Genomic DNA, 13131 nt, shown 5'->3' on the forward strand with positions numbered 1-13131 from the left:
TTTGTCAGGCTCAAAAAGCCGACCTGGTTAGCCACCAGTGCTTCCCGGCGTTATACTCAGCGTAAATTCATTCCAGGCAGCCTGATCAGCAGGTTGCGCCGCAGACTAAAGGCATAGCAACGAATGGCGTCCAGGAAAAAGACAGACAGCGATCCCCATGCCCAGCGTGAGGCCCAGAAATACGAAAGCCCGATCCAGAGCCGGGAATTCATCCTGGACCACCTCCGCCAGCGTGGCGCTCCGGCCACCCATGAGACGCTTTGCGAAGAGCTCGGGCAGGGCACACCGGAGGGCATAGAAGCACTGCGGCGGCGCCTGATTGCCATGTGCCGGGATGGCCAGGCCATCTGTAATCGTATGGGCGCCTACCTCCCCATTGATGAGGCAGACCTGGTTTCGGGTCGTGTCGTCGGTCACAGAGACGGCTTCGGCTTCCTGATCACCGACGACGAAGGTTCGGACCTGTTCCTTAGTGCCCGGCAGATGCGCCAGGTGTTTCATGGGGACCGGGTTGCTGCGCGGGTGGAAGCGGTGGACGACCGCGGTCGCCGGGAAGGAGTGATTGTGGAAGTGCTGGAACATCGTACCCAGCAGACGGTTGGCAGACTGTTTCGGGAAAGCGGCATTTCTTTTGTCGTGCCCGAAAATGCGCGCATCAACCATGAAGTGCTGATTCCTGAAGAGTTCTGCGGCGATGCTTACGATGGCCAGTACGTGGTCGTTGATATCATGCGCCAGCCCACCATGCGGGCGAAGCCGACAGGCAAGGTGGTGGAAGTACTGGGCGACCACATGGCGCCGGGCATGGAAATAGGCGTTGCCATACGTTCCTATGACATACCCAACAGCTGGCCGCCGGCGGCCACCGCTCAGGCCGCGAATATTCCTGCGGAAGTAACCGAGGCCGACAAGGCCAACCGGGTGGATCTGAGAAACCTCCGCATGGTCACCATAGACGGAGAGGACGCGCGGGATTTCGATGACGCCATTTTCTGCGAACGCCGCCCCCGTGGCGGTTACCGGCTGATTGTGGCCATTGCCGATGTCTCCCACTACGTCCGGCCAGGTTCGCCCCTGGATGAAGAGGCAACCAATCGCGGCAACTCGGTGTATTTTCCCGATCACGTGGTGCCCATGCTGCCGGAGAAACTCTCCAATGGCCTCTGCTCCCTCAACCCCGGAGTAGACCGGTTGTGCGTGGTGGCCGACATGACCATCAGCGCCGCCGGCCGCATCAGCAGTTACAAGTTCTATCAGGCGGTCATGCTCAGCCATGCCCGTCTGACTTATACCAAGGCCAGCCAGATGCTGGAGCATCCGGATTCCGAGCAGGGCAGGCTGCTGCGGGCCCAGTACGCAGATGTCGTGCCGCATCTGGACGTGCTTTACGATGCCTACAAGCTGTTCCGCAAAGCGCGCACGGAACGCGGTGCGATCGATTTCGAGACAACGGAGACCCGGGTTATCTTTGATGCCAGCCGGAAAATCGAAGAAATTGTTCCGGTTCACCGTAACGATGCCCACAAGATTGTCGAGGAATGCATGTTGTGCGCGAACGTGGCGACGGCAAGATTTCTCAAGAAGCACAAAATTCCGGCCCTGTATCGTGTCCACGACGGGCCCTCGGAGGAGCGCCTGGCGGCCGTGCGGTCATTCGTTGGAGAGCTGGGGCTTCAGCTTGGCGGAGGTGACAAGCCCACTTCGGCCGATTACCAGGAGTTGCTGTCCTCCATCAAGGACCGTCCCGATGCCAACGTAATCCAGACAGTTATGCTCCGTTCTCTCAGTCAGGCGGTGTACAGCCCGGATGAAAGCGGTCACTTCGGTCTGGGTTTTGCCAGTTATACCCACTTCACTTCCCCCATACGTCGGTATGCGGATCTGATTGTGCATCGCGCGATCAAATCCGTTGTCCACGGCGACGAAGCGACGGACACGGTAACCGCGCCCAAAAAGAAAGATCCGGAACTGGCGGCCTACCCCTATGACCAGGCCCAGATGACCAGGCTCGGCGAGCACGTGTCGATGACGGAACGACGGGCGGACGACGCCACCCGGGATGTCATGGCCTGGCTCAAGTGTGAATATCTCCGTGATCATGTAGGGGAAGAATTTGAGGGCGTGATCGCCGCGGTGGTCCCATTCGGCTTCTTTGTCGAGCTCAAGGATGTCTATATCGAGGGTCTGGTGCATGTCTCAACACTGAGTGGCGACTATTTCCACCACGACGCCGCCAAGCATCGCCTGATCGGCGAACGGACCGCAATCAGTTTCCGGCTGGGCGACGCCGCGCGGGTGAAAATCGTGCGAGTCGGGCTTGAGGACCGGAAAGTGGACCTGGAGCTTGTCAGCGAGCCCCAGCGTCGTCAGGCCGACCGGGACGCCCTGCCGGTCAGGAAGAAGGACGGTGGCCGCAAGCCTGCAGGAAAGGGATCGGGCAAGGGCAAGGGTGAGAGTCGCGGCAAGCAGTCCGCAGCCAAAGCGTCAAAGCCCCGGAGCGCCAAGGAAAAACTCTCGGAAGAGGCTGCCAAAAGTGCAGGTGGCAAGGGCTCGGGCAAAGGTCGATCCAGAGGCGGTGCCGGCAAGGCGGAGAAGCCCGCCGGCAAAAAGGCCGGTGCTGACGGTGGTGCGCGTCGTCCCGCCAAATCCCGCAAGTCAGACTGACCGTCTGTGAGAGAGACTGTCCGTGGCTGATGAATTCGTTTTTGGCTGGCATGCCATTGAGGCGGTGCTGAAGCAGGAGCCTGGCCGCCTGCAGCAGGTATGGATCCAGACTGGTCGTCAGGACCGGCGGGTGCAGGAAATCACTGAGGTCCTGAATGAGCTTTCCGTGCCCTGGCAGATTGTGCATCGCCGGGAACTGGATGCACGGGTGGCAGGAGTTCATCAGGGGGTTGTTGCCCAGGTCAGCGAGAGCCGTGAATGGGATGAGGCGGATCTTCTCGCGGCCCTGTCCTCCGCAGACAAGCCGCCTTTTCTCCTTGTCCTGGATGGCGTGACTGATCCCCACAATCTGGGGGCCTGCCTTCGCACCGCCGATGCGGTCGGCGTGCAGGCGGTGGTGGTGCCGAAAGACAAGTCGGCATCGCTCACACCCACAGCCCGGAAGGTCGCCAGTGGCGCTGCGGAAACCGTGCCTCTGGTCAGGGTGACCAACCTGGCGCGCTTTCTCCGTACGCTTCAGGATCAGGGCGTCTGGCTGATCGGCACCGCCGGGGAGGCAAAGACGTCACTTTATCAGGCGGATTTCCGGGGCCCGGTGGCGCTGGTGATGGGAGCCGAAGGCAAGGGCATGCGCCGCCTGACCCGGGAGCACTGTGATCTGCTGATCAATATCCCCATGCAGGGTCAGGTCGATAGCCTGAATGTCTCCGTGGCGACTGGTGTCTGTCTTTACGAAGCTCTGCGCCAAAGACTTGCATAGCAGCCGGTACACGCCTAAAATGCGTCTCCCCCTTTTGCGGGGGTGGTTCCGTATTGTCTGAAAACACTTCATTTGATCGGCGCCGACTGTAAAAAATCAGTAAAACCGGCAGTTCCAGACTGTCACCTCCTTGCTTCGCACGGGCCCGTCCCCTGTAGAAGCTGTTCAAACCGTAGGGAGAACCCATGCGTCACTACGAAGTCGTATTTATGGTACATCCGGATCAGAGCGAGCAGGTGCCCGCGATGATCGAGCGTTACACCAACGCCATCACTGAAGATGGTGGAAAGGTGCATCGCCTGGAAGATTGGGGCCGTCGTCATCTGGCTTACCCGATCAACAAGATTCACAAGGCTCATTATGTCCTGATGAACATCGAATGTTCACAGGCAGCACTGGACGAGCTGGCTCACAACTTCCGGTTCAATGACGCGATAATCCGTGACCTTGTCACCCGCGCTGACGAAGCGGTTACTGAGATGTCACCCATGAAAGCTTCAGAGTCCCGCGAAGATCGTCGCCCAGGTAGCGAAGAGCGCGCGCCGAGACGTTCAGCCGAATCTGACGAAGGTCGTCAGGCTGAAACCCAGGACGAAGAAGAGTAAACCACCACCGGAGTTGAGGAGTTATTCATGGCTCGTTTTTTCAGACGTCGCAAGTTCTGCCGCTTTACGGCAGAGGGTGTGAAGCAGATCGATTACAAGGATCTGGACACACTGAAGGGTTACATCACTGAAACCGGCAAAATCGTGCCCAGCCGCATTACCGGCACCAAGGCACGTTATCAGCGTCAGCTGTCCAGTGCGATCAAACGCGCTCGGTTCCTGGCACTGCTGCCTTACTCGGACAGCCACGACAAGTAAGTAACAACAGGACTCGGGACCATGCGTGCATTGGCACAGTTTGTAATGCGCGGTCCCCTGCAGGCGGCCGGCGTATCCGTCGTCACCATGGCGATACCCCTGCTGTTCTGGATCGGAGCCGCCGTCATCGGTCTGGTAATACTGAGGCTTGGCCTCAGGCAGGGTGTCAATATTGGCATCTGGGCACTATTACCGGCGCTGGGCTGGGCGACTGTTGGGGGAGACCCCACGTCGCTGGCCGTTCTGATGATAGTGGTGGTGATGACGGCCATTCTGCGTACCCGGGGTTCCTGGGAGCGGGCATTGCTGACGGCCAGTGTCATGACCATTGTGATTGGCCTGCTGCTGCCGGTGATGTATCCGGCGATGCTGGAGCAGCTGGTGCAGACCGGTGTTTCCTTCTATCAGCAGTATAACGCTGAGGTGGCCAGGGAACTCGGAGATCAGCTGGAGCCGGTCATCCGTCAGACCATGAATGCCAGCATGGCCGGTACATTCCTGGTGGCCGGGGTGGTTCTGACGATGCTGGCCCGCTCCTGGCAGGCAAAGCTCTACAACCCCGGCGGTTTCCGGGAGGAGTTTCATGCTTTCAGGCTCTCCGGGCCGTCGGGCATTGTCTGTGTGCTGGCCATGGTGGGTGGCTCTCTGCTGGGGCTGAACCCGGTGCTGGTGGTCTGGGCTGCGGGCTTCCCGATGGTGGTTGCTGCCATAGCCCTTGTGCACGGCGTCGTTGGTCTTCGGAATATGGGCACGCAGTGGCTGGTGATTTTTTATATAGCACTGCTGATTCTTGGTCCGAGTCTGTTGTTGTTACTGGTTGTACTGGCATTTGTGGATAGCTGGCTGGATATACGGGGGCGAATCAGGCCTGCCGGACCAGCTGAATAAAGCGCGAAGAGGTTAACGAGATGGAAGTTATTCTGCTCGAAAAAGTGGCAAACCTGGGATCCCTGGGTGACAAGGTTAAAGTAAAGTCCGGCTATGGCCGCAATTTCCTGATGCCCTACGGCAAAGCCGTACCGGCAACGGAAAGCAATGTAAAGGCATTTGAAGAGCGTCGGGCGGAGCTTGAAAAGGCTGCGGCAGACAAGCAGGCACAGGCTCAGGCGCGTGCCGAGGCCCTTAACGGTGCTTCGGTCACAATCAGCTCCAAAGCTGGTGACGAAGGCAAACTGTTTGGTTCTATCGGTCCCCGTGATATCGCTGACGCAGTAAGCGCCACCGGCACGGAAATCGACAAGAGCGAAGTTCGCCTGCCGGAAGGTCCGCTGCGGATGACTGGAGAGTACGACATCCAGTTGCAGCTGCATTCTGATGTAACGGCAGAGATCAAGGTCACAGTTGTAGCCGAATAATCCGGCTATGACCGGTTCGCCGGCGTGATCTGATGATTCCCTCTCTTCTTGCCCCAGGGAAAAGGAGGGGGAGAAACAGGCCCGGAGTCGCAACAGCGGCTTCCGGGCCTGTTTGTTTCTGATATGCTTGCGGGATCAGTATGGCTGGGCCACCTCCAGGCGATGGCCAGTATTCAGGCAGTGAAACCACCGAAGAAGCAGTCATGGCAAACCCGAATCTGAAGCTTTCCCAGACCGACAGTGAAACCAGCCGGATCAAGGTTCCTCCTCATTCCATAGAGGCGGAGCAGGCGGTCCTGGGTGGTCTTATGCTCGACAACCGCCGGTTTGACGAGGTGTCGGAGATAATCACGGCGGACGATTTTTACCGTCAGGGCCATCGGTTGATCTTTGGCGCGGCGGAGCGTCTGGCAGGGGACAGTGAGCCCCTGGACGTGGTTACCCTCGCGGAGTTCCTTGAGCGTGCAGGCGATATCGAGGACGCCGGCGGCCTGTCCTACCTTGCCGAGCTGGCCGAGAAAACGCCAGGGGCGGCGAACATCAAGGCCTACGCCCAGATCGTCCGTGAGCGTTCGATCATGCGGCAACTGGTTGAGGTGTCGGGAAATATTGCCGACTCCGCCTTCAACCCGCTGGGGCGAAACAGTGACGAGTTGCTGGATGAGGCCGAGCGCAATGTTTTCCGTATTGCAGAGTCCCGGACCAAGCACGGATCCGGGCCCCAGGCTATTAATCCGATCCTCACCAAGGCGCTGAGCCGGATCGAACAGCTCTTCGAGTCCGGGGACTCCATTACCGGCCTGACAACCGGCTTCAAGGATCTTGATGAGTGGACGTCAGGCATGCAGCCATCGGATCTGATCATCGTGGCTGGCCGCCCATCCATGGGCAAGACCACCTTCGCCATGAATATTGTCGAGAATGCGCTGCTGAGTTCCGAGGAGGCCATTCTGGTATTCAGCATGGAGATGCCGGCCGATGCTCTGGTCATGCGTATGCTGTCCTCCCTCGGCCGCATCGATCAGAGCCGCATGCGCAGTGGCCGGCTCGAAGAGGATGACTGGCCCAGACTGACTTCGGCCGTCAGTCTGCTCAAGGACAAGCCGCTTTACATTGATGATACCCCCGGTCTTAGCCCGACGGAAATGCGCTCCCGGGCCCGTCGCATCGCCAGGGAAAATAACGGCCGGCTGGGTCTGATCATGGCCGACTATCTGCAGCTTATGCGGGTCCCGGGAAGTACCGAAGGCCGCACGGCGGAAATTTCCGAGATTTCCCGCTCCCTGAAGGGCCTTGCGAAGGAACTGAGCTGCCCGGTGGTGGCGCTTTCCCAGCTTAACCGGAGTCTGGAGCAGCGGCCCAACAAGCGCCCGGTGAATTCCGACCTCCGGGAGTCCGGGGCCATCGAGCAGGACGCGGATGTCATCATGTTTGTCTATCGTGACGAAGTGTATAACGAGGACACCCAGGACAAGGGCATTGCAGAGATCATCATAGGCAAGCAGCGGAATGGTCCCATAGGAACCGTCCGTCTGGCTTTTATCGGCAAGTTCACCAAATTTGAGGACCTTGCCCACGGCGATTATGGTGGGGACTACTGATGCCCCGACATACCCGGGCAAGAGTTGACCTTTCCGCACTTCGCCATAATTACCGCATCGCGCGGCAGCTTGTAGGCAAGGGCGAGGCCATGGCTGTGGTCAAGGCCGATGGGTACGGTCATGGCATTGCTGCCGTGGCGCGCGCACTGGCCGATGAGGCGCCATGCTATGCCGTAGCCTGTCTTGAGGAGGCCCTGAGCATTCGCCAGGCGGGTCTCAGGCATCCGGTGATCATGCTGGAAGGCGTTCACGCCGGCGAGGACCTGGCGGTCTGTCAGGCCCAGGGATTTGAGCCGGTGCTCCATGACCAGGTGCAAATAGACTGGCTCACCAAAGATGGTTCCCGCCCCGTCATCTGGCTCAAGCTCAATACCGGCATGAATCGTCTGGGTTTCCCCCCGGCCCGTCTGCCCGCCCTGATGGCAGAGCTGAAAAAAGCGGGCGTTATTGTTCGCGGCCTGATGACCCACTTTGCCTGTGCCGACGACCGGGAAGATGGTTTCACTGAAGTTCAGACCCGGGCAATCCAGGCCGCGGGTGCAGAATTTCCCCATCTGCTTCTCAGTGTCGGCAACTCGGCTGCCCACTTTCGTTCGGGGCAGCCTCTGTTCGACTGGAGCCGCCCCGGTATCATGCTCTACGGTGGCACGCCGATGCTTCATGCCACCGGACCTGAGCTGGGGCTGAAGCCGGTAATGTCCCTGGAATCCGAGCTGATTACGGTGCGCGTACTTGAGGCGGGCATGACGGTTGGTTATGGCGCCACCTGGGTGGCCGATAAAGCAACGCCCATGGGCATAGTGGCCGTCGGCTACGGCGACGGTTACCCCCGTCATGCCGGGACAGGCACCCCTGTGGCCGTCAATGGCCGCAGGGTTCGCCTTCTTGGCAGGGTTTCCATGGATATGCTGGCAGTGGATCTGTCGGCAGTCCCTCACGCCCGACCGGGGGATCCGGTGGAACTCTGGGGCCAGACCGTGGGAATCGATGAAGTCGCGGGCGCGGCCGGCTCCATTGCCTATGAACTTCTGACAGGCGTCACGGCGAGGGTGCCGAGAGTCTACACTGGCTGATGGCCCTGGCGCCGTTCAGTCTGCAGGCTCGGCTTCCGGCTCGCAGATGATCTCCTCGATGAAGTCCAGAATGTCGCTCATGCTGCGGTCATCCAGTTTTTTGAGCACCTTGTGAATGACCATTTTGCTCCCTTTCAGCATGCTGCCAATACCCATTCTGGCCATACCCATCATCATGCTGCTGGCATGAAGCCTCCGTAGCGGCTCCATGAAATAGAAGTCCAGCCCGGCCTCTGTCAGATCTACAATGAGTTCGTAAAGCTGATCAATGGCAGCCTTGTCGGCGGTGCCGCGCTCCCGCAGCTCGGCTACGGTGTAAAACGCCCGGTTTTTCAGCTGATCGGAGATAGGCGCAACGATATGACTTTGTTGTTTAAGCATAAATGGTCCTGTTGTTGTATGCTCATCTGTCGGCACATCCTTTCATGAGCCATCTATTGTAGTCCGCATGCGTATTCAGCCATTGGCTTCAATCTGAATGCGCAACTGTCAGATAAGTGATACAAATAGAGTCAGAGCATCCGGGCGCCAGCCGGAGACTGGTGGCCGGGAAATCCTGTTGTTAAACGCGGAGTGACAGACGCGCTGTGAATGTCCTTGTTGTACATGATTATGGCCCCTTTGGCCGGGCCCTGCTGGAACGCCTGAAGCAGACCTCTCTACGCATCAGCCCATTGCTTGTCAGTGAGCCGGAAAACGTGGAGCTGTCCGTGCTGGCTGACTGGATTCCGGACGACACGGATCTGATCGTCAACGCACTATGGCTGGCCGACCCCGAGGCAGCAGAGAAAGATCCCGAGGCTACCCGTCAGGCTGTCTTCTCGCTGCCCATAGCGCTGGCCGAACACGCCCGCGAGCATTCCATGGCCCTGTTGCAGCTGTCGACGGCCTATGTCTTTGACGGTCGCAAGCAGAGTGCGTATATCGCCTCCAATCCCGGGCAGCCTTTCAGTCAGTTGGGCAACTGGCAATGGGAGTGCGAGCAGGCAATCCGGACTCTTCTGCCACGCCACCTGATCCTGCGGACAGGCTGGAGCCTGGGTCGGTTTCTGGGCAAGGTCCAGCGACTTGGGGGTGCCCTGAATACGCTCTCGTTGTCGAGCCGACATCGTGGCCAGCCTGTGTCGTCCGATGATCTTGCCCGGGTGATAACAGCCGTGATTCTTCAGATGGACTGTGGAGCCGAAGTCTGGGGAACCTATCAGTATGCGGGGGCGGAAGAGGTTTCCCAGTACGATCTGGGGCTGGCGATCCTGGCCATGCCGGGAATGCCTGAGAATGTCAGGGTGGTCGATGAGGTCCCGGAATGGGCAGCCCTGGAGCCGGAGAACACCACGCTGGGCTGCACCAGGATACGCAACGCCTTTGGCATCAAACAGCTGCCTTGGCGCAGCGGACTGGAAGCAGAGGCAGCGCTGTTGCGCCAGGATCACACGCTCTCTCCGGTGGATGAAACGGTGAGCTGACTTTTCCTGAAAACGCGCCCACAGGAGCACTCAGGTGCTTCCGGGCATGCATCCTCAGGGTCGGCAGCGCGCGAAGGTCAGCGCTATTTCCTGTAATGCTGTGAGATCCAGAAGCTCAATTTCCCTTCCCTTTGCCTGTATCAGGCCCTGTCCCTGAAAACGCGTCATGACCCGGCTCACGGTTTCCACTGCCAGCCCCAGGAAATTGGCGATGTCGTTGCGGGCCATTGGCAGGGTGAACCGGGTTGGCGACAGTTTCCGGCGCTCGAAGCGGGAAGACAGGGATAGCAGCAGGGAAGCAATCCGCTCCTCGGCCGTATTCCTGCTCAACAGCATGGCGTGTTGCTGGCTATGCCGTATTTCCGAACTCATCAGTGAGAAAAAATGGTGCTGCAGACTGGGCAGTTTCCGTGACAGCTCCTCCAGGTGCGAGATGGGCAGCTCGCAGACACTGGTTCTCTCCAGGACAAAGGCCGAACAGGCGTAGCGGTCATCGCTGATGCTGTCCAGCCCCATGATTTCACCCGGCAGGAAAAAGCCGGTCACCTGCTCCTCACCGCTGTGGTTGACGACCGAGGTCTTGATGGCCCCGCTACGTACGGCAAAGCAGGAGCGGGCCCGTTCACTCTGTTTGAATACGGTTTCTCCCCGGCTGAAGGACCGGCCCTGCTGGATAATGTCTTCCAGGCGATCAATGTCGGAGGCGCCTACCGCGATAGGCAGGCACAGCTCACTAAGGCTGCAGGAGTGGCAGGATGCCTTGAGTGCTGACGGATGGCTTCTGGCGATCGGTTGGCCCATGGGATTTTTCCGCGGTGGAGTTGATACATGTCAAATATATACCTTAATGGCCCCGGAGCGTCTTGCCAAGCGAAACCATGTAAGCATCCACCACAACAGGCGGAGCTGCGCGGATAACCGGCAGCTCCGAAGGGCCGGATCACGAGAGGTTCTGGAAAACCAGAGAGGCATTGGTTCCACCAAAGCCAAAGCTGTTGGACATAACGGTTTCCAGGTGGGCAGTTTTGGCTTCGGGCCCGACAATGGGGATGTCTGTGGCGATTCTGGCATCGGTGGAGTGCAGATTGGCGGTTCCACTAATGAAGTTGTGTTTGAGCATCAGAAGTGAATAAATGGCCTCCTGGACACCGGCGGCCCCCAGGGAGTGGCCGGACAGGGATTTGGTGGACGAAATGGCCGGAATATGCTCGCCGAACACGGTTTTCACTGCCCCCATTTCCGCAACGTCGCCCACGGGCGTACTGGTGCCGTGAGCATTGATGTAATCTATGGGCCTCTTCACGGTCGACATGGCCTGGCCCATGCAACGCACGGCGCCTTCGCCGGAGGGTGCCACCATGTCGTGGCCATCGGAGGTGGCACCGTAGCCGGTAAGTTCGGCGATGATATTGGCGCCCCGCCTGCGGGCATGCTCCAGCTCTTCAACCACCACCATGCCACCGCCACCTGCGATGACAAAACCGTCCCGGCCACTGTCAAAGGGGCGCGAGGCAGTGTGGGGAGCATCATTATACTTGGTGGAAAGCGCCCCCATGGCGTCAAAAAGCATGGTCAGGCTCCAGTCCTCTTCTTCACCACCGCCGGCGAATACCATGTCCTGTTTGCCGAGCTGGATCTGCTCCATGGCGTGGCCGATGCAGTGGGCGCTGGTAGCGCAGGCCGAAGACATGGAGTAGTTCACGCCCCGGATATGGAACGCAGTGGCCAGACAGGCTGAGACGGTGCTAGTCATGATGCGGGGCACCATGTAGGGGCCGATCCGTTTGACGCCTTTTTCCCGCATCAGATCTATGGCTTCGACCTGGCTGGCACACGAGGCGCCGCCGGAGCCGGCAATGATGCCGGTCCGGTCATTGGAGATCAGGTCCGGAGTCAGGCCAGCAGATTCAATGGCCTGTTGCATGGCCAGGTAACTGTACATGGCCGACTGTCCCATGAAGCGCCGGAGCTTACGGTCGATGGCCGTGGTATCCACATCCACCGAACCGGAGACCTGGCTGCGAAACCCTTTGTCCCGGTACGTCTCGTTGAAACGGATGCCAGAGGTGCCGTTCTTCAGACTCTCCAGTACCGCATCGGTGGAATTGCCCAGACAGGACACAATACCCATTCCGGTGATGACAACCCGTCTCATACACACCTCCTGACTGCTATCCGTCTCGGGACGGACAGAATTCATGATTATTCATTCGGTCCAGTGTAGGGACTTTTGTTATCAGAGTGTATTTGACCTTGGTAAGGGGCAGGATCCCGATGCCGGAATTATCCGGGGGCCGGCTTTTCTGACTCCTCCGCCTGGGCCTCCGCGGCGACCATCACTGGTGTTTCGAGGCTGATCCGACCGAGCTTGCCGGAGCGCAGTTCATTGAGCAGCACCTCGGAGACCTTGTGAAGATCCGGCACACCCCCGCGGGAGAAGAAGTTGCGCCGGGAAGCAATGGCATCAAGCACGGCCAGGCCATCGGCGGGCAGAGGGTCCAGCCCGTATCGACTCTTCAGGGCCTCAGGGTAGGCCCGGAGAAGGTATTCGGCGGCAAACATGGCGACATCATCGTACTCAATGACGGCGCTCCGGATTGCTCCCGACACTGCAAGGCGGTAGCCGCAGGCTGCAGGGCTCAGCTTGGGCCAGAGAAATCCGGGGGTGTCATAGAGCAGGATATTATCAGGCAGCTTTATTATCTGCTGGGCTTTGGTTACCGCTGGCTCATTGCCGGTTTTCGCAATGGGTCGGCCGGCGAGGGTGTTGATCAGCGTGGATTTTCCGACATTGGGAATGCCCAGGATCATCACCCTGAGGGCGCTGCGCTCAAGGTTGCGGTGGGCAGTCATTTCCCGGGCAAGCTTCAGGATCCCCAGCGCTTCGCCACGCTGATTATGGGTCAGGGTAATAGCCCGGACTCCCTTGTCGCGCTCCATCGACTCCTGCCACTGGCGGGTGACTTCCGGATCCGCCAGGTCCCGTTTATTGAGCACCTTGATGAGGGGCGTATCCTGTCGCAGAGCGGGAACCAGGGGGTTCTCGCTACTGAAAGGAAGGCGGGCATCGAGAACCTCGATAATGAGATCCATCTGGGGCATTACTTTTTTGATTTCCTTGCGGGCCTTGTGCATATGGCCGGGAAACCAGTTGATCGCCATGATGGGCGCTCCGTATGTGGTGCTGAACGTTGCTGATAATGAAGGATCAGCATGGAATCGCGCCATTATGGACGCGAATGAATAAATTTTCACATTGGGCTTCGCCGCGGCCATGGAGCGGGCCTGGCTGCAGTTCCCGCATGCATGTGCTGCAAATAAGGCTTCAGCGGGGTGAAATTATCTGGTC

13 protein-coding genes are annotated in these 13131 nt (G+C 59.1%); 9 read left to right on the forward strand and 4 right to left on the reverse strand.

Annotation, left to right across the window (positions count from 1 at the left end; all coding sequences use genetic code 11):
• Nucleotides 1-123 precede the first annotated feature (123 nt).
• The 8 genes from rnr (at nt 124) to alr (ending at nt 8316) form a co-directional block, all read left to right on the forward strand.
• Nucleotides 124-2664: a ribonuclease R gene (gene rnr / locus LG327_RS08900; RefSeq protein WP_404368626.1), complete on the forward strand. Its 2541-nt coding sequence runs from the start codon at nt 124-126 to the stop codon at nt 2662-2664.
• 22 nt (nt 2665-2686) lie between these two features.
• On the forward strand, nt 2687-3424 hold the full coding sequence (rlmB, locus tag LG327_RS08905) for a 23S rRNA (guanosine(2251)-2'-O)-methyltransferase RlmB (RefSeq protein ID WP_404368629.1): 738 nt from the start codon (nt 2687-2689) through the stop codon (nt 3422-3424).
• Nucleotides 3425-3609: 185 nt separating this feature from the next.
• Nucleotides 3610-4029 (forward strand): 30S ribosomal protein S6, encoded by a 420-nt coding sequence (rpsF, locus tag LG327_RS08910; protein WP_404368632.1) that lies wholly within the window; start codon nt 3610-3612, stop codon nt 4027-4029.
• Between the two features lie 27 nt (nt 4030-4056).
• Nucleotides 4057-4287, forward strand: coding sequence for a 30S ribosomal protein S18 (gene rpsR, locus LG327_RS08915; protein WP_166251785.1), 231 nt, complete (start codon nt 4057-4059; stop codon nt 4285-4287).
• 21 nt (nt 4288-4308) lie between these two features.
• A complete protein-coding gene (locus LG327_RS08920) occupies nt 4309-5175 on the forward strand; it encodes a hypothetical protein (protein ID WP_404368636.1) in 867 nt (288 codons plus the stop codon).
• A 20-nt stretch (nt 5176-5195) separates the two neighbouring features.
• Entirely contained in the window at nt 5196-5642 is a 447-nt protein-coding gene (gene rplI, locus LG327_RS08925; RefSeq protein ID WP_404368639.1) for a 50S ribosomal protein L9, read from the forward strand.
• A gap of 203 nt (nt 5643-5845) precedes the next feature.
• On the forward strand, nt 5846-7243 hold the full coding sequence (gene dnaB / locus LG327_RS08930; protein WP_404369318.1) for a replicative DNA helicase: 1398 nt from the start codon (nt 5846-5848) through the stop codon (nt 7241-7243).
• Entirely contained in the window at nt 7243-8316 is a 1074-nt protein-coding gene (gene alr / locus LG327_RS08935) for an alanine racemase (protein WP_404368642.1), read from the forward strand. The genes dnaB and alr overlap by 1 nt, the downstream gene beginning before the upstream one ends.
• A 15-nt stretch (nt 8317-8331) precedes the next feature.
• Here the strand turns inward: alr and LG327_RS08940 are convergent, their stop codons facing one another.
• Complete coding sequence (locus LG327_RS08940) at nt 8332-8697, reverse strand: hypothetical protein (protein WP_404368645.1); 366 nt, start codon at nt 8695-8697, stop codon at nt 8332-8334.
• A gap of 206 nt (nt 8698-8903) precedes the next feature.
• On the opposite strand from LG327_RS08940, the gene LG327_RS08945 reads away from it, so the two are divergent.
• Nucleotides 8904-9782 (forward strand): SDR family oxidoreductase, encoded by an 879-nt coding sequence (locus LG327_RS08945; protein WP_404368648.1) that lies wholly within the window; start codon nt 8904-8906, stop codon nt 9780-9782.
• A 54-nt stretch (nt 9783-9836) separates the two neighbouring features.
• On the opposite strand, the gene fnr is transcribed toward LG327_RS08945, so the two are convergent.
• The 3 genes from fnr to ylqF all read right to left on the reverse strand — a co-directional run bounded on the left by fnr (nt 9837) and on the right by ylqF (nt 12944).
• Nucleotides 9837-10583: a fumarate/nitrate reduction transcriptional regulator Fnr gene (gene fnr, locus LG327_RS08950; protein WP_404368651.1), complete on the reverse strand. Its 747-nt coding sequence runs from the start codon at nt 10581-10583 to the stop codon at nt 9837-9839.
• 139 nt (nt 10584-10722) lie between these two features.
• Nucleotides 10723-11937, reverse strand: coding sequence for a beta-ketoacyl-ACP synthase I (fabB, locus tag LG327_RS08955; RefSeq protein ID WP_404368653.1), 1215 nt, complete (start codon nt 11935-11937; stop codon nt 10723-10725).
• A 128-nt stretch (nt 11938-12065) separates the two neighbouring features.
• A complete protein-coding gene (gene ylqF / locus LG327_RS08960) occupies nt 12066-12944 on the reverse strand; it encodes a ribosome biogenesis GTPase YlqF (protein WP_404368656.1) in 879 nt (292 codons plus the stop codon).
• Between the last annotated feature and the right edge of the window lie 187 nt (nt 12945-13131).

The sequence above is a fragment of the Marinobacter sp. genome (assembly GCF_044799475.1).
Classification (GTDB): Bacteria; Pseudomonadota; Gammaproteobacteria; order Pseudomonadales; family Oleiphilaceae; genus Marinobacter.